Genomic DNA, 16,450 nt, shown 5'->3' with positions numbered 1-16,450 from the left:
GGTGCCGCCCCTCGGCGTTTCCGGCCTCCCGGCCGTGCCAGGAGTCGGGTCAGCGCCCCGGCAGCCCCGACAGCACCGCCGCCGTCGCCGTCAGCAGCTCCTCCGCGGCCGCGCCGCCCGCCGCCGTCCGGGCCAGCACCCCCTCGCGCGCCGCCAGGACCACCGCCGCGGCCTGCCCGGCGCTCGCGCCCGGGGGCACCAGCTCCGGCAGGTTCCGCTCCAGGACCCCGGCCAGCGCGGCCGCGACCGCCCGGTCGTGCGCGGCGACCTGCTCGGCCAGCGCCGGGCTCCGGGCCGCGACCAGCCGGAACTCCAGGAACAGCAGGATCCACCCGGTCTCCGCCGGCTCGACCCGCAGCAGCGCCTCCACCAACCGCCGGGCCCGCTCCCGCGGCGCCAGCGACTCGCAGGCGGCGGCCAGCTCCGCGAGCTCGGCCAGCCGCTGCCCCGCCTGGTCGTCGAAGAGGGCCAGCAGCAGGTCCTCCTTGCTGCCGAAGTTCGAGTAGAAGGCGCCGCGGGTGTAGCCGGCGGCGGCGCAGACGTCCTCGATGCTCGTCCGGGCGAAGCCGACGGAGAGGAACAGCTCGCTCGCCGCGGCCAGCAGCCGGGCCCGGGTGTGGATGCGGCGTCTGGGTGGTCGGGGGGCGGTGTCGGCGGGGGGCGGGTTCACGGGAGAACGATACATGGTGTATTCAGTACGAGTCGTATTCAATACGAGCCGTACTGAACGAGGAGCCGCTCCGTGAGTCGACTGCTGATCACCAACGCCCACCTGCTCCACCCCGAGGACGGCACCCGCACCGACCTCGGCTGGCTGGAGGCCGCCGACGGCCGGATCGCCGCCACCGGCACCGGCCGCCCGCCCGCCGCCGGCGAGGACGTCCGGGTCCTCGACGCGGCCGGCGGCACCGTGCTGCCGGGCCTGATCGACGCCCACGTCCACCTGCTGATCACCTCGCTCGACCTGCCCGACTTCGCGAACTGGACTGCCGGCTACGCCACCGTGCGCGCCCTCGCCGAGGCCGAGCGGATGCTGCGCCGCGGCTTCACCACCGTCCGCGACGTCGGGGGCGCCGACCACGGGATGGCCCGGGCCCTGGACGAGGGCCTGGTACCCGGCCCGCGGCTGCTGCACGGCGGCAAGGCGCTGTCCCAGACCGGCGGCCACGGCGACCTGCGCCCGCTCGGCGAGGACGTGCTGCCCTGCTGCGAGTCCCGCCCGAACTTCGCCCGGATCGCCGACGGCGTGGACGCGGTGCGCACCGCCGCCCGGGACGAGTTCCGCAAGGGCGCCCACCACCTCAAGGTGCTGCTCTCCGGCGGCGTCGCCTCCCCGCACGACGAGATCGGTGCCGTCCAGTACAGCGAGGAGGAGATCCGCGCGGTCGTCGAGGAGGCCGAGAACCACAACCGCTACGTCACCGTGCACGCCTACCACCCGCGCGCGATCGACCGCGCCCTGCGGGCCGGCGTGCGCTGCGTCGAGCACGGCAACCTGCTGGACGACGGCACGATCGCCCTGCTGCTGGAGAAGGACGCCTTCCTGGTGCCCACCCTGGTCGCCTACGAGGAGACCGCCAGGCTCGGTGCCGCCTCCGGCCTGCCGGCCGCCTCGCTGGGCAAGCTCGCCGAGGTCCGAGACCGGGGCCTGGAGGCCTTGGAACGCGCCCACCGCGCGGGCGTCGACCTCGTCTACGGCAGTGACCTGCTCGGCCCACTGCACCCGGCCCAGCTGGAGGAGTTCACCCTGCGCGCCCGGGTCCAGCCGGTCGCGGACGTGCTGCGCTCGGCGACCACCACGGCGGCCCGGCTGCTCGGCATGGCGGGGGAGATCGGCACCCTCGCCCCGGGCGCCCACGCGGACCTGCTGGTGCTCGACGGCGACCCGCTCGCCGACCTCACCGTCCTCACCCGGTCCGACCTCCACCCGAAGCGGGTGGTCAAGGCCGGCGTCCCGGTCTGACGGCCCGGCCGAACGGCTGTACGGCCGTACAGCCAAACGGCCGTACGGCGAAACGGCGGGCGGGCGCCCGGGGAAGACCCCGAACGCCCGCCCGCCGCGGAGGACCCGCGCGCTACCGCGCTTCGCCCGGCCGTGCCTACTTGGTGCCGCGCTTCGCGAGGAAGGCCTCGACCTCGGCCCGGATCTCCGGCGTGTCCAGACCGCGCACCGTCATGGTGGTGCGGCGGCGCAGCACGTCGTCCGTGGTGTACGCCCACTCGTTGTCCGCCGCGTACGCGACCTGCGCCCAGACGTCCGGACCGTCCTCGTGGATCGGCCGGCCGAGCTCCGGGTTCTCGTCGATCATGCGGGCGATGTCGAAGGACAGGGTGCCGTAGTGGCTGGCCAGGTGCTTGGCCACCAGCGGCTCCATCCGCGAGCCCGGGTCGCGGTCGATCAGCAGGCGGTGCGCCACCGCGTTCGGCGCGCCGACGCCCGGCAGCGGGACGGTCGGGGCGATCGGGGACATGTCCTCGCCGAGGCTGGTGCCGGGCACGTGGGCCAGCTTCTCCAGCACGGTGCGGCCGATGTGCCGGTAGGTGGTCCACTTGCCGCCGGAGACCGACAGCATGCCGCCGCGGCCCTCGGTGACGACCGTCTCGCGCTTGGCGGCGGCGGTGTCGCCCGGGCCGCCCGGGAGCACCCGCAGGCCGGCGAAGGAGTAGGTGACCAGGTCGCGGTCGAGGTGCTCGTCGCGGATCGCGTGCGCGGCCTCGCCCATGATCTGGTCGATGTCCGCCTCGGTGGCCCGGACGTCCTTCGGGTCTCCGGTGTACTCCTCGTCGGTGGTGCCGAGCAGGACGTGGTCCTCCCACGGGATGGCGAAGGAGACGCGGTACTTGTCGATCGGGATGGTCAGCGCGGCGCGCCACGGCGCCCGGCGCTTGACGACCACGTGGGCGCCCTTGGAGAGGCGGATCGACGGCGCGGCGCCCGCGTCCTCCATCTTGCGCAGGTGGTCCACCCACGGGCCGGTGGCGTTCAGCACCAGGCGGGCGTCGATGCCGAACTCGCTGCCGTCCAGGCGGTCGCGCAGCTCGGCGCCGGTGACCCGGCCGCCGGTGAAGCGCAGGCCGGTGACCTCGGCGTGGTTGAGCACCACGGCGCCGGCGTCGACGGCGGCGCGCACGGTCATCACGGCGACGCGCGAGTCGTTCATCTGGTGGTCGCCGTAGACGGCCACCGAGCGCAGGCCCTCGGTGCGCAGCGCGGGCACCTGCTGGGCGGCGTGCGCGGCGGTGGAGACCCGGCCCATGCCGTCGCGGAAGGCGGACAGCGCCGAGTACAGGAAGACGCCGGCGCCGAGCTTGGCGGCGCCGTGCGGGCCGCCCTTGTAGACCGGCACGAAGAAGGTCAGCGGGTTGACCAGGTGCGGGGCCACGTCGGTGGAGAGCGCGCGGCGCTCCTTGTGGTTCTCCGCGACCAGCTTGACCGCGCCGGTCTGCAGGTAGCGCAGACCGCCGTGGACGAGCTTGGAGGAGGCGCTGGAGGTGGCACCGGCGAAGTCGCCGGCGTCGACCATGGCGACCTTCAGGCCGGCCTGGGACGCGGTCCAGGCGACGGCCGTGCCGAGGATGCCGCCCCCGATCACCAGCAGGTCGTAGGTGGCCTTGCCGAGCAGTTCGCGGGTCTCGGCGCGGGAGGCGGTGTGGCCGGCGGTGCGCTCGGCGCCCAGGGTCGGGATGGTTGCCATGGTGGTTGTGTACGGCGCGCGGGTCGGGCGGCGCCGTTACTCCTCTCGTGTGCGGTGCGGCCTCTGCGGGAGAGGCCGGTCGGCCCGGTGCGGCGGGCCGGTGAAACGCGGTGACACCCGCTGCCGGAACGGCGGGCGGCCGGTCGGGGCACGGGGCCCCGACCGGCTGTCGGTCAGTTGTTCTCTTCTTCCTCCACCCAGCCCATGGTGCGCTCCACGGCCTTGAGCCACTTCTTGTACTCACGCTCCCGGGTGGCCTCGTCCATGCGCGGGGTCCACTCGGCGGCGCGGTGCCAGTTGGCCCGCAGGGTGTCGAGGTCGTTCCAGAAGCCGACGGCGAGTCCGGCCGCGTAGGCGGCGCCGAGGGCGGTGGTCTCGGCCACGTAGGGCCGCTCGACCGGGGCGTCCAGGACGTCGGCGATGTTCTGCATGAGCAGGTTGTTGCTGGTCATGCCGCCGTCGACCTTGAGGGCGGTGAGCTCGACCCCGGAGTCCTTCTGCATGGCGTCGACGACCTCGCGGGTCTGCCAGGCGGTGGCCTCCAGGACGGCCCGGGCCAGGTGGCCCTTGGTGACGTACCGGGTCAGACCGGCGATCACACCGCGGGCGTCGGAGCGCCAGTACGGGGCGAACAGGCCGGAGAAGGCCGGGACGAAGTAGGCGCCGCCGTTGTCCTCGACGGTGTTGGCGAGGGTCTCGATCTCGGCGGCGGTCGAGATGATGCCGAGCTGGTCGCGCAGCCACTGGACGAGCGAGCCGGTGACGGCGATCGAGCCTTCCAGGGCGTACACCGGGGCCTGGTCGCCGATCCGGTAGCCGACGGTGGTCAGCAGGCCGTGGTACGAGTTGACGATCTTCTCGCCGGTGTTCAGCAGGAGGAAGGTGCCAGTGCCGTAGGTGGACTTGGCCTCGCCCTCGTCGAAGCAGGTCTGGCCGAACAGCGCGGCCTGCTGGTCGCCGAGCGCGGAGGCGACCGGGACGCCGGCCAGGTCGCCGACGGCCTCGCCGTACACCTCGGCGGAGGAGCGGATCTCCGGCAGGACGGACATCGGGACGCCCATCGACTCGGCGATCTTGTCGTCCCACTGCAGGGTGTGCAGGTTCATCAGCATGGTGCGGCTGGCGTTGGTGACGTCCGTGACGTGCTTGCCGCCGTCGACACCGCCGGTGAGGTTCCAGATCACCCAGGTGTCCATGGTGCCGAACAGGATGTCGCCGGCCTCGGCGCGCTCGCGCAGGCCCTCGACGTTGTCCAGCAGCCAGCGGATCTTCGGGCCGGCGAAGTAGCTGGCCAGCGGGAGGCCGGTCTCGCGGCGGAAGCGGTCCTGGCCGACGTTGCGGCCCAGCTCGCGGCAGAGGCCCTCGGTGCGGGTGTCCTGCCACACCAGCGCGTTGTGCACGGGCTCGCCGGTGTTCTTGTCCCACAGGACGGTGGTCTCGCGCTGGTTGGTGATGCCGATCGCGCGGATGTCGTCCTTGGTCAGGCCGGCCTTCTCCAGCGCGCCGCGGACGACCGACTGCACCCGGGTCCAGATCTCGGCGGCGTCGTGCTCGACGTAGCCGGGCTGGGGGAAGATCTGCCGGTGCTCCTGCTGGTCGACGGCGACGATCCGGCCGTCGGCGCCGAAGATGATGCAGCGGCTGGAGGTGGTGCCCTGGTCGATCGCGGCGATGTAGTTACCGGTGGAGGTCATGGGGAGGGTCCTCGGCTCGGGTTCGGGGGTTACGGGGTGGGTGGGCCTGACGCGTCGGTCGGTCAGTCCCCGTGTGCGGCGGGGTCGAACCCGTCCTTTAGAAGATGGCGTTGTAGAGGCCGCCGGCCGCGAGTCCGCCCAGGATCGGGCCGACGACCGGGATCCAGGCGTACGACCAGTCGGAGCCGCCCTTGTTCGGGATCGGCAGCAGGGCGTGCGCGATGCGCGGGCCGAGGTCACGGGCCGGGTTGATCGCGTAGCCGGTCGGGCCGCCCAGCGAGAGGCCGATGCCGACGACGGTGAAGGCGACCATCAGGGTGCCGGTGCCGGACTGGGAGAGGCCGCTGTTGGTGCCGATGGTGAGGATCGCGAAGCAGAGCACGAAGGTGCCGATGACCTCGGTGATCACGTTCTGGACCGGGTTCCGGATCTCGGGGCCGGTCGAGAAGATGCCGAGGGTGGGCTCCTTGTTCGCGTTGAACTGGCCCAGGTAGGTGGCCCAGACCAGGACGGCGCCGATGATCGCGCCGAGCAGCTGGGAGCCAAGGTAGAGCGGCACCTGGCTCCACTCGCCGCTCTTGACCGCGAGGGCGATGGTGACGGCCGGGTTGAGGTGGGCACCGGACTTCGGGGCCGACATGTAGGCGGCGATGAGGACCGCGAATCCCCAGCCGAAGGTGATCGCCAGCCAGCCGGCGTTGACGGCCTTCGACTTCTTGAGGGTCACGGCGGCGCAGACGCCACCGCCGAGAAGTATCAGGGCGGCGGTGCCGAGGGTTTCGCCGACGAAGACGTCGCCGTTGGAGAACGCGGACACAAAGACTCCCTTGTCCATATGGCCCGGAGGGTGGGTGGGGGCAGGCGGCCGGTCGATCGTTGTGCGGGTGAGCGCACTGTGGGAGTGATCTCTCCGGCCATCGTTCGACAATGTCGACCGTCATGCGGAAGCTTCCTCCCCAGGTCGCCCCCACGTCAAGGCAGGGTTACGGAGCTGTGACCCTGACCCCGACAGGTCCGTCGACGTTACCGAGCGGAGCGCCCCGAAACAGGACAAAACGCCAGAGGCGCGGACAGGCCTACGCCCGTCCGCGCCTCAGCGTGACGAATCGACGGCCCTCCGCGAGCCGCCCGTGGATGTGCTCAGAACCGCCCGGCGCCCAGGTCGCGGGAGATCGCCCGCGCCGCGCTGCGCACCGAGGCCACCAGCGAGGGCTTCACGAAGCCGTCCTCGCAGACCCGCTCGACCGCCCCGCTGATGCAGACCGCGCCCACCGGGTTGCGCCGCCGGTCCTGGATCAGCGCGCCGATCGAGGCCACGCCCTCCCAGGTCTCCTCGATCGAGTCCGCCCAGCCGCGCTCCCGGACCAGCGCGCACTCGGCGTCCACGTCGGCCGCCTCGGTCAGCGTGCGCACGGTGTACGACTCGTACGGGCCGTCGCCCAACTCGCCGCGCGCGACCGGGTCGTAGGACACCAGCACCTTGCCCAGGGCGGTGCTGTGCAGCGGCTGCATGGAGCCCACCTCCAGCACTTGCCGGGTGTCGTCCGGCCGGAACACGTGGTGCACGATCAGCACGCCCTGCTGGTGCAGCACGCCCAGGTAGACCGTCTCCCCGGCCGCCCGGGCCAGGTCGTCCGCCCACACCAGCGCCCGCGCCCGCAGCTCGTGCACGTCCAGGTAGCTCTGGCCCAGCCGCAGCAGCTCGGCGCCCAGCTGGTACTTGCCGGTCTCCGGGTCCTGCTCGACGAACCCCTCCTGCTGCAGCGTGCGCAGGATGCCGTGCGCCGTGCCCTTGGCCAGGTCCAGTGCCGTCGAGACCTCGGACAGGCCGAGCCGGCGCTCGCCGCCGGCCAGCAGGCGCATGATCGCGGCGGCCCGGGAAAGCGACTGGATCGGGCCGGGCATGGGAACCTCCGCGCTGACAGGCGGTCGACATTGTCGACCACAGTGGTGACGGGACGAGTCTGCCAGGCCGCCCCGACTCCGTGCACCTTCCCCCCGGGTAACCCGCCCTCGACCCCGTGTTCACCTGCCGTGCGCCCAGGTCCGGGCCGGGGCGTGCACACGCGCCCCCGCGCCGGTCCTCACCGCCCCGCGCCGGGCCTCACCCCGCCCGCGAGGTCAGCCCACCGCCTCCGCGCACTGCGCCCGCAGCACCGTCACCTCCGCCGCCAGCGCCGCGATCCCGTCCGTCCCGACCCGGCAGCAGCCGCCCACCAGCCGCGCGCCGTCCGCGAGCCAGCCGCCCACCCGGGCCGAGCGGAAGGTCGGCTCGCCGCGCCAGCCCCGGCGGCCAGCGTCCCAGCTCTCCCCGCTGTTCGGGTAGACCACCACCGGCTTCCCGGTCACCTCGGCGGCCACCGCCACCGCCCGGTCCGCGTCCTGCGGCGTGCAGCAGTTGACGCCCACCGCGACCACCTCGTCCACGTCGGCGGCCAGCGCGAACGCCTCCGCCAGCGGCTGTCCGGCCCTGGTCCGGTCGCCCTCGATGCTGTACGAGAGCCAGGCCGGCACTCCCAGCCCGTGCACCAGCCCCAGCAGCGCCCGCGCCTCGTCCACGTCCGGCACCGTCTCCAGCGCCAGCACGTCCGGCCGGGCCGCCGCCAGCACCTCCAGCCGCGGCCGGTGGAAGTCCGCCAGCTCCGCGACGCCCAGCCCGTACCGGCCCCGGTACTCCGAGCCGTCCGCCAGCACCGCCCCGTACGGGCCCACCGAGGCCGCCACCCAGCGCCGCCGCCCGCCCGGCTCCGGGCGCGCCGCCTCCCGGGCCAGCTCCACGCTGCTCGCCAGCAGCCGGGCGGCCTGCGCCCGGCCGACCCCGCGGCGCGCGAAGCCCTCGAAACTCGCCTGGTAGCTCGCGGTTATCGCGACGTCGGCGCCCGCCGCGAAGTACGCCCGGTGCGCCGCCACCACCGCCTGCGGGTCGTCCGCCAGCAGCCGCGCCGACCAGAGCCCGTCCGAGAGGTCGTGCCCGGCCGCCGCCAACTGGTTCGACATCCCTCCGTCGAGCACCAGCGGACCGGCGGCCAGCGCGGCGGCGAAGTCCGGCGGGGGAGCAGTGGGCATGGCGTCCTCCTCGGGCAGAGTTCCTGGTCACAGCCTAGAGGCGGAGACCCCCGCCGGGCAGGAAAACCATTTGCCGCCGGGGAACGCACTCGCTACGTTGTGCTCAGCCCGAGAAGAACGGCCTGATCACAACGGCCGGAACAGGCCTCGGACGACGATCCAGCACCGGCACGGCAGGCCCGGTGGCACCGGCGACGACGGAAAGGAGCCCGGCGATGGCAGCGGACGACCAGCCGCCCCCCACCGGGCCCGGGGCGGAGGAGGAGTGGCTCGCCGCGTACGACCCGCGCGCCTACACCCCGGTCGCCGTCACCGTGGACGTGGTCGCCCTGACCTTGCGCCACGGCGGCCTGCACGTCCTGCTCGTCGAACGCGGCGCCCCGCCCTACCAGGGCTGCTGGGCGCTGCCCGGCGGCTTCCTGCGCGCTGGCGAGGAGGGCCTGGACGAGGCAGCCGCCCGCGAGCTCGCCGAGGAGACGGGCCTGCAGAGCGCCTCCGAGGCCGAGACCAGGCTCTGCCGCCTCCACCTGGAGCAGCTCGGCACCTACGGCACCCCCGAGCGGGATCCGCGGATGCACGTCGTCTCGGTCGCCTACCTCGCCTTCGCCCCAGACCTGCCCGACCCCCAGGCCGGAACGGACGCCGCGGCCGCCGCCTGGCACCCCGTCTCCGACCTGGACCTCCGGCCCTGCGGCCGGTCCCGAACCGCCGGTGTGCCCGCCGACACCCACGGGGGTGGCGTCGACGGGCGCACCGGCCCCGGCCCGCTCACGCTGGCCTTCGACCACGCCCGCATCCTCGCCGACGGCCTCGACCGGGTGCGCGCCAAACTCGAGTACAGCCCGCTGGCCACCGCCTTCCTGCCGTACGACTTCACCATCCCCGACCTCCGCGCCGTCTACGAGGCGGTCTGGGACGAGAAGCTCCACCCCGGCAACTTCCACCGCAAGGTGCTGTCCGTGCCCGGCTTCGTCGAGAGCACCGGCACCACGACCGAGCGCGGCGGAGCCCGCGGCGGCCCCCGCGCCCGCACCTACCACGCCGGCGACGCCCGCCTGCTGCACCCCGCGCTGCTCCGCCCCGCCCGCGAAGGCACGGCCGACGACGACGCGGCCGACAGTACGGCCGACGACGCGGGCTCCCGCTGAGGGTCCGCGGCCCCCGGCGGCACCCTCGGCCGACCGGGCTACCATCCGGCCATGACCACTGACGAGGCGACGACCGCCGACGAGGCCCAGCAGACCGCCCACCGGCCCTTCTCGCACTGCCACTTCTGCGGTACGCCCTACCCGGCCGACACCCGCGCCTGGCCGCGCACCTGCCCCGGCTGCGCCGAGATCAGCTACCGCAACCCGCTGCCCGTCGCGATCACCGTCCTCCCCGTCACCCGCCCCGACGCCGACCCGGCCCTGGTCGTCATCCGCCGTACCATCGAGCCCGGCTACGGCGAACTCGCCTTCCCCGGCGGCTACATGGACTACGGCGAGAGCTGGCAGCAGGCCTGCGTGCGCGAGCTGCACGAGGAGACCGGCATCACCGCCGACCCGGCGGAGGTCACCCTGATCCACACCGCCTCCGACCCCGACGGCCGCTTCGTGATGCTCTGCGGACTGCTCCCGGCCCGCCCGCTCGCCGACCTCCCGCCCTCGCGCCCCACCGACGAGACCGACGGCTGGCTGCTCGCCACCGCCGAAACCCCGCTCGTCTGGGACTTCCACAACGGCGTCCTGCGCCGCTGGTTCAGCGGCGAGTTCACCCCCCGCTGACCCACCGGCCGACCCTGGCGCGGCGGGCGATCACATGGCATGGTCTGCACCGACAGCCCAACCGGACGGGTCTGCCACGAGCGCTCCCGTCCCCACCACCGGCCGGGAGACCACCACCGTGAGCACCCCACCGCAGGACCAGCCGCTCTGGCGCCCCAACCCCGCTCGCGCCGCCGCCACCACCCTGGTGGCCTTCCAGGCCTGGGCCGCCGAACACCACGGCGCCCCGGCCGCCCCGCTCGCCCCGGCCGCCGACGACCAGCAGGCCGCCGAGCGCTACGCGGACCTGCACGCCTGGTCCACCGAGGACCTCGACCGGTTCTGGACCGCGATCACCCAGTGGTTCGACGTCCGCTTCACCCGGGCCCCCGAAGCCGTCCTCGCCGACGCCGCCATGCCCGGCGCCCGCTGGTTCCCCGGCGCCCGCCTCAACTACGCCGAGCACGCCCTGCGCGCCGCCGACGACCCGGCCAACGCCGACCGCCCCGCGATCCTCCACCTCGACGAGACCACCGAGCAGCCGGCCGTCCTCACCTGGTCCGAGCTCCGCCGCCAGGTCGGCTCGCTCGCCGCCGCCCTGCGCGCCCGCGGCATCGGCCCCGGCGACCGGGTCAGCGCCTACCTGCCCAACGTCCCGCAGGCCGCCGTCGCCCTGCTCGCCACCGCCGCCGTCGGCGCGGTCTGGACCAGCTGCGCCCCCGACTTCGGCGCCCGCAGCGTCCTCGACCGCCTCCAGCAGATCGAGCCCGCCGTCCTCTTCGCCATCGACGGCTACCACTACGGCGGCAAGGACCACGACCGCACCGAGGTCGTCGCCGAGCTGCGCCGCGAACTCCCCAGCCTGCACACCGTCGTGCACGTCCCGCTGCTCGGCGCGCCCGCCCCCGAGGGCGCCCTGCACTGGGACGACCTGGTCGCCGACGACGTGGAGCCGGTCTTCGAGCCCGTCCCCTTCGACCACCCGCTCTGGGTCCTCTACTCCTCCGGCACCACCGGCCTGCCCAAGGCCATCGTCCAGAGCCAGGGCGGCATCCTGCTCGAACACCTCAAGCAGGCCGGCCTCCACCTCGACCTCGGCCCCCGGGACCGCTTCCTCTGGTACACCTCCACCGGCTGGATGATGTGGAACTTCCTGCTGGCCGGCCTCCTCGTCGGGTCCACGATCGTCACCTACGACGGCAGCCCGGGCCACCCCGACACCGGCGCCCTCTGGTCCGTGGCCGCCCGCACCGGCGCCACCGTCCTCGGCACCTCCGCCGCCTACGTGATCGCCAGCCGCAAGGCCGAACTCCACCCCGGCCGCGACCTCGACCTCTCCGCCGTGCGCTGCATCGGCACCACCGGCTCCCCGCTCCCGCCGGACGGCTTCCGCTGGATCTACCAGGAGGTCAAGGAGGACGTCTGGCTCGCCTCCGTCAGCGGCGGCACCGACGTCTGCTCCTGCTTCGTCGGCGGCGTCCCCACCCTCCCGGTGCACCTCGGCGAGATCCAGGCCCCCTGCCTCGGCGCGGCCGTCGAGTCCTGGGACGTCCAGGGCCGCCCGCACACCGACACCGTCGGCGAACTCGTCGTCACCAAGCCCATCCCCTCGATGCCCACCGGCTTCTGGAACGACCCCGAGGGCACCCGGTACCACGACAGCTACTTCGACATGTACCCCGGCGTCTGGCGCCACGGCGACTGGATCACCGTCACCTCCCGGGGCACCGTCGTGATCCACGGCCGCTCCGACTCCACCCTCAACCGCCAGGGCGTCCGGATGGGCTCCTCGGACATCTACGAGGTCGTCGAGCGCCTCCCCGAGATCGCCGAGTCCCTGGTCATCGGCCTGGAGGAGCCCGACGGCGGCTACTGGATGCCGCTGTTCGTCGTCCTCGCCCCCGGTGCGGAGCTGAACGACGACCTGATCGGCCGCATCCGCACCTCGCTGCGCACCGAGCTCTCCCCGCGCCACGTGCCCGACGAGGTCATCGCCGTCGACGGCCTCCCGCACACCCTCACCGGCAAGCGGATCGAGGTCCCGGTCAAGCGCATCCTCTCCGGCACCCCGCTGGAGCAGGCCGTCAACCCCGGCTCCGTCGACCGCATCGAGCACCTGCGCTTCTTCGAGCGGCTCCGCCTCGACCGCCAGGCCTGACCGGCCCTGGCCGGCCCCAGGGCACACGAAAGGGGCGCCCCCACCGTCCGGCGGTTTCTAGCGGTCGGTGCAACACGTGGTCGGTTGGTTAGGCCACGAGCAGTTTAGACAGGCGCTCGGCTGGGGTTTCCCAGCCGAGCGTTTTGCGTGGGCGGCGGTTGAGCTGGTCGGCGACGGCGGCCAGGTGCTCGGGGGTGTGGACCGACAGGTCGGTGCCTTTGGGGAAGTACTGCCGCAGCAGGCCGTTGGTGTTCTCGTTGGAGCCGCGCTGCCAGGGGCTGGCGGGGTCGCAGAAGTAGACCGGGATGTCGGTGGCGAGGGTGAACTCGCCGTGGCGGGCCATCTCGCTGCCCTGGTCCCAGGTCAGGGACCGTTTGAGGTGTCCGGGCAGGGTCTGGGCGGTGGTCGTCAGGGCGTCGAGGACGGCTTCGGCTCCGTGGTCGCCCGGTAGGTGCAGGAGCATCACATAGCGGGGCGCACGCTCGACCAGGGTTCCGATCGCCGACTTGCCGTCCTTGCCGATGATCAGATCGCCCTCCCAGTGGCCGGGGACGGCCCGGTCCTCGGCCTCGGCGGGACGTTCGCTGATCATCACCATCGGCGTGGTGAAGCGTGGCTGGCGGCAGTTGGCCTGCCGCTGGGGCCTGCGGCGGGCCCGGCCACCGCGCAGGGCGGAGGCGAGTTCGCGTCGCGGCTCGCCTCTGCCCTGGACGTAGAGCGCCTGGTAGACGGTCTCGTGGACCACGTGCATCTCCGGCCGGTCGGGAAACCGTGCCCGTAGAGCGTGGCAGATCTGCTCCGGGCTCCACTTTTCGTCCAGCATCGCCTGCACGGCTTCGCGCAGTTCCGGGTTCGAGGTGATCTTGCGGGGCTTGGGGCGGGGCCGGCGGGCATCGGCCCGGGCCTGGGCGGCGTGTGGGCGGTAGGCCCCGCTGCCGGGGTGGCCGTTGCGGCGGATCTCCCGGCTGACCGTGGACGGGCTACGGCCCAGCTCCGCGGCGATCGCCCGCACAGTGGCCTTCTCCCGCAACCGGTCGGCGATGTGGATCCGCTCGTCCTCGCGCAGGTACCGGGAGGGCCCGGAAGGCGTTGCCACCGCGTTGATCGGTGGCAACGCCTTCCGGTTTCCGTATGCGTGACGCCCGTTGCGCCACTTCTGGCCGGTCCGCTCGTCGATCCCGACGATCCGGCACGCTTCCCGATTGCTCACGCCCTGCTGCACGAGCCGGGAGTATGCCTCCCGCTCCCTGGTGAGCTTCTTCCGCCCTTGAGGCTTCGTCCGGTCCTTACGGATCTCGAAGTCCATTGCATCCCCTGAGCTGGGGTGTTGCAACGACTCCTAGAACCCAAGTCCTGGTGGGAGCGCCCCTTCTCATGTCGCTACGTCGGCCGCCCGTCCTACTCGCCGGAGAGCACCTGCTGCGCGGCGGCCCGCGCCTCCTCGGCGCTGTCCGCGGCCCGGGCCGCCTCGGCCGCCCGGCGGCACTGCGCCAGCGTGTACTTGGCGAGCGTGGTCCGCACGTAGGGGATCGAGGCCGCGCCCATCGAGAGGCTGGTGACGCCCAGACCGGTCAGCACCACGGCCAGCAGCGGGTCGGCGGCCGCCTCGCCGCAGACCCCGCAGCTCTTGCCGCTCACCCGCGCGGCGTCGGCCGCCGCGGCGACCAGGTCCAGCAGGGCCGGCTGCCACGGGTCCTGGAGCCGGGCCAGCGCACCGACCTGACGGTCGGCCGCGAAGGTGTACTGCGCGAGGTCGTTGGTCCCCAGCGACAGGAACTCGACCTCCTGGAGGATCGACCTGGCGCGCAGCGCGGCCGACGGGATCTCCACCATCGCGCCGAACTTGGCGTCCAGCCCGGCCTCCCGGCACGCGGCCGCGAAGTCCTTGGCGTCCTTGCGGTCGGCCACCATCGGGGCCATCACCTCGAGGTGCACCGGCAGGCCCTCGGCCGCCTTGGCCAGCGACCGGAGCTGGGTCCGCAGCACCTCGGGGTGCTCGAGCAGGGTGCGCAGACCGCGCACGCCCAGCGCCGGGTTCGGCTCGTCGGCCGGGGTCAGGAAGTCCAGCGGCTTGTCCGCGCCGGCGTCCAGCACCCGGACCACGACCCGGCCCTCGGGGAAGGCCTCCAGCACCTTGCGGTACGCCTCGACCTGCTTCTCGGCGCTGGGCGCCTTCGCCGAGTCGTCCAGGAACAGGAACTCGGTGCGGAACAGGCCGACGCCCTCGGCGCCGTTCTCCAGCGCGGCCGGCACGTCGGCCGGGCCGCCCACGTTGGCGAGCAGCGGCACCCGGTGACCGTCCGAGGTCTGCCCCGGGCCGGAGGAGGCGGCCAGCGCGGCCTTGCGCGCGGCGGCGGCCGCCCGCAGCTCGTCCTGCTTCTCCTGGGACGGCTCCAGCAGGACATCGCCGGAGCTGCCGTCCACCGCGACGACGGTGCCCTCGGCGACCTCGATCGCGCCGGGCAGTGCCACGACGGCGGGCACGCCCATCGCCCGGGCCAGGATGGCGCTGTGGCTGGTCGGCCCGCCCTCCTCGGTCACGAAGCCGAGCACCAGCGTCGGGTCGAGCAGCGCGGTGTCGGCCGGCGCCAGGTCCCGCGCGAACAGCACGTACGGCTCGTCGCTGTCCGGCACGCCCGGCATCGGCACGCCGAGCAGCCGGGCCACGATCCGGTTGCGCACGTCGTCCAGGTCGGCGACCCGCCCGGCCAGGTACTCCCCGGCGGAGGCGAGCAGCGCCCGGTAGGCCGCGAACGCGTCGTAGACGCCGCGCTCGGCGCTGCTGCCGACGGCGATCCGGCGGGACACGTCGGCCATCAGCTCGGGGTCCTGCGCCATCAGCGCCTGGGCCTCCAGTACGGCCTGGGCCTCGCCGCCCGCGAGGTTGCCGCGCGCGACGAGGTCGGCGGCGACCGCCTCGACGGCGGCCTGGGCGCGGGCCTGCTCGCGCGGGGCGTCCTCGGTCGGGATCTGGGTGGCCGGGGGCTCCAGCACCGCCGTCCCCATGTGCCGCACCTGGCCGATCGCGACCCCGTGGCTCACGCCCACGCCGCGCAGCGTCTTCTCCATGTCACTGTCTCCGCTGAGATGAGCGGCCCCGCCGGGAACCGCTGTGTGTGGGGGCCGCCCCGTCATCTCGTCCGGGGCGGGTGTCGGAAGGAAGGGGTCAGCTCCAGTTGAACAGCTGCTCGCCGGCCTTGGCCTCGCCGTCCTCCCGCAGGTCGCCGAGCGAGTCGGCGGTGGCCTCCAGCGCCACGATCGGCGAGATCGGCGACTTGCCGGCGGCCTCGACGGCGGCCGGGTCCCACTTGATGACGGCCTGACCACGGGTCACCGTGTCGCCCTTGTTGACGAGCAGTTCGAAGCCCTCGCCGTTGAGCTGAACGGTGTCGATCCCGAGGTGGGTCAGCACACCGTGGCCCTCGGCGTCCACGACGACGAACGCGTGCGGGTGCATGGAGACGACGACACCGTCCACCGGAGCGACCGCCGTGGTCTGCTCGCGAACGGGGTCGACCGCGGTGCCCGGGCCGACCATCGCACCCGAGAACACCGGGTCGGGCACGCCCGCGAGCCCCACGATCTTGCCGGTCAGCGGCGACGTCACAGTGGTCATGGTTGTGCCTCCCAAGTGCAGTACAGCGAGCGGCCGCGAGGAGCGGCGCGACGATCAACTGAAGCCTAATTCATGTCAACTTCGGACAACTGCTGACATTCCCGGGCGAAGACCCCGCCCTTGCCTACCTAGCCGGCCGGCGACTCACCGGCCCGCTAGTGGTCTAGTCCTCTGGCCGATGCGCCGCACTCTACAGGCATCTTGGCGAATCGAGACCATTGCTGTATATGCTCGCGAGAGCAACAAATCATGCCGCCGTCCGAGCGACCCCGGGTGCGCCCCGGTTCGCGCTCCGGCTGCCGACCCGCTATGGTTGGGCGAGTCGCCGCAACTCGGCGGTTAACGCCAGATTTCAGATGCAAAAACCCCCGGTAAACGGAACGGAAAGCATCTGGTAAGCTGGAAACACGAAAGAACGAAGCCCGGAGGGTCCGCTGGAAGGCGGTCCGAAGGAAGCGTCCGTTCCTTGAGAACTC

13 protein-coding genes are annotated in these 16,450 nt (G+C 73.2%); 4 read left to right on the top strand and 9 right to left on the bottom strand.

Going from position 1 to position 16,450, the window contains the following annotated elements; genetic code table 11:
* Positions 1-49: 49 nt before the first annotated feature.
* Entirely contained in the window at positions 50-670 is a 621-nt protein-coding gene (locus ACFVXH_RS37755) for a TetR/AcrR family transcriptional regulator (RefSeq protein WP_387830676.1), read from the bottom strand.
* 72 nt (positions 671-742) lie between these two features.
* On the opposite strand from ACFVXH_RS37755, the gene ACFVXH_RS37750 reads away from it, so the two are divergent.
* Positions 743-1,963, top strand: coding sequence for an amidohydrolase family protein (locus ACFVXH_RS37750; RefSeq protein ID WP_049657372.1), 1,221 nt, complete (start codon positions 743-745; stop codon positions 1,961-1,963).
* Positions 1,964-2,099: 136 nt separating this feature from the next.
* On the opposite strand, the gene ACFVXH_RS37745 is transcribed toward ACFVXH_RS37750, so the two are convergent.
* The 5 genes from ACFVXH_RS37745 to mmuM all read right to left on the bottom strand — a co-directional run bounded on the left by ACFVXH_RS37745 (position 2,100) and on the right by mmuM (position 8,455).
* A complete protein-coding gene (locus ACFVXH_RS37745) occupies positions 2,100-3,695 on the bottom strand; it encodes a glycerol-3-phosphate dehydrogenase/oxidase (RefSeq protein ID WP_117492420.1) in 1,596 nt (531 codons plus the stop codon).
* A 173-nt stretch (positions 3,696-3,868) separates the two neighbouring features.
* Positions 3,869-5,389: a glycerol kinase GlpK gene (gene glpK, locus ACFVXH_RS37740; protein WP_049657375.1), complete on the bottom strand. Its 1,521-nt coding sequence runs from the start codon at positions 5,387-5,389 to the stop codon at positions 3,869-3,871.
* Positions 5,390-5,486: 97 nt separating this feature from the next.
* Positions 5,487-6,206 (bottom strand): MIP/aquaporin family protein, encoded by a 720-nt coding sequence (locus ACFVXH_RS37735; protein ID WP_234348595.1) that lies wholly within the window; start codon positions 6,204-6,206, stop codon positions 5,487-5,489.
* A 323-nt stretch (positions 6,207-6,529) separates the two neighbouring features.
* Positions 6,530-7,294: an IclR family transcriptional regulator gene (locus ACFVXH_RS37730; protein WP_049657378.1), complete on the bottom strand. Its 765-nt coding sequence runs from the start codon at positions 7,292-7,294 to the stop codon at positions 6,530-6,532.
* A gap of 216 nt (positions 7,295-7,510) precedes the next feature.
* The gene (gene mmuM, locus ACFVXH_RS37725; protein WP_387830672.1) at positions 7,511-8,455 is read right to left on the bottom strand and encodes a homocysteine S-methyltransferase; all 945 of its coding nucleotides are present in this window, start codon (positions 8,453-8,455) and stop codon (positions 7,511-7,513) included.
* Positions 8,456-8,670: 215 nt separating this feature from the next.
* Between mmuM and ACFVXH_RS37720 the strand changes: the two genes are divergently transcribed.
* The 3 genes from ACFVXH_RS37720 to ACFVXH_RS37710 all read left to right on the top strand — a co-directional run bounded on the left by ACFVXH_RS37720 (position 8,671) and on the right by ACFVXH_RS37710 (position 12,358).
* Positions 8,671-9,603, top strand: coding sequence for an NUDIX domain-containing protein (locus ACFVXH_RS37720; RefSeq protein WP_387830670.1), 933 nt, complete (start codon positions 8,671-8,673; stop codon positions 9,601-9,603).
* A 51-nt stretch (positions 9,604-9,654) separates the two neighbouring features.
* Entirely contained in the window at positions 9,655-10,221 is a 567-nt protein-coding gene (locus ACFVXH_RS37715) for an NUDIX domain-containing protein (RefSeq protein WP_049657694.1), read from the top strand.
* 118 nt (positions 10,222-10,339) lie between these two features.
* On the top strand, positions 10,340-12,358 hold the full coding sequence (locus tag ACFVXH_RS37710; RefSeq protein WP_387830668.1) for an acetoacetate--CoA ligase: 2,019 nt from the start codon (positions 10,340-10,342) through the stop codon (positions 12,356-12,358).
* Between the two features lie 88 nt (positions 12,359-12,446).
* On the opposite strand, the gene ACFVXH_RS37705 is transcribed toward ACFVXH_RS37710, so the two are convergent.
* The 3 genes from ACFVXH_RS37705 to ACFVXH_RS37695 form a co-directional block, all read right to left on the bottom strand.
* Positions 12,447-13,568, bottom strand: coding sequence for an IS30 family transposase (locus tag ACFVXH_RS37705; protein WP_387830666.1), 1,122 nt, complete (start codon positions 13,566-13,568; stop codon positions 12,447-12,449).
* Positions 13,569-13,756: 188 nt separating this feature from the next.
* The gene (gene ptsP / locus ACFVXH_RS37700; protein WP_049657698.1) at positions 13,757-15,427 is read right to left on the bottom strand and encodes a phosphoenolpyruvate--protein phosphotransferase; all 1,671 of its coding nucleotides are present in this window, start codon (positions 15,425-15,427) and stop codon (positions 13,757-13,759) included.
* A gap of 97 nt (positions 15,428-15,524) precedes the next feature.
* The gene (locus ACFVXH_RS37695) at positions 15,525-15,974 is read right to left on the bottom strand and encodes a PTS glucose transporter subunit IIA (RefSeq protein WP_387830664.1); all 450 of its coding nucleotides are present in this window, start codon (positions 15,972-15,974) and stop codon (positions 15,525-15,527) included.
* Between the last annotated feature and the right edge of the window lie 476 nt (positions 15,975-16,450).

The sequence above is a fragment of the Kitasatospora sp. NPDC058184 genome, from assembly GCF_042883725.1.
Lineage (GTDB): Bacteria > Actinomycetota > Actinomycetes > Streptomycetales > Streptomycetaceae > Kitasatospora.
The sequence above is the reverse complement of the archived record's forward strand: the minus strand, read 5'-3'. Positions and strand labels throughout refer to the sequence as shown.

Bases quoted from the DNA above. Each gene is read 5' to 3' on its own strand.
- mmuM (WP_387830672.1), bottom strand. From the start codon at position 8,455: ATGCCCACTGCTCCCCCGCCGGACTTCGCCGCCGCGCTGGCCGCCGGT.
- ACFVXH_RS37720 (WP_387830670.1), top strand. From the start codon at position 8,671: ATGGCAGCGGACGACCAGCCGCCCCCCACCGGGCCCGGGGCGGAGGAG.
- ACFVXH_RS37745 (WP_117492420.1), bottom strand. From the start codon at position 3,695: ATGGCAACCATCCCGACCCTGGGCGCCGAGCGCACCGCCGGCCACACC.
- glpK (WP_049657375.1), bottom strand. From the start codon at position 5,389: ATGACCTCCACCGGTAACTACATCGCCGCGATCGACCAGGGCACCACC.
- ACFVXH_RS37715 (WP_049657694.1), top strand. From the start codon at position 9,655: ATGACCACTGACGAGGCGACGACCGCCGACGAGGCCCAGCAGACCGCC.
- ACFVXH_RS37695 (WP_387830664.1), bottom strand. From the start codon at position 15,974: ATGACCACTGTGACGTCGCCGCTGACCGGCAAGATCGTGGGGCTCGCG.
- ACFVXH_RS37730 (WP_049657378.1), bottom strand. From the start codon at position 7,294: ATGCCCGGCCCGATCCAGTCGCTTTCCCGGGCCGCCGCGATCATGCGC.
- ptsP (WP_049657698.1), bottom strand. From the start codon at position 15,427: ATGGAGAAGACGCTGCGCGGCGTGGGCGTGAGCCACGGGGTCGCGATC.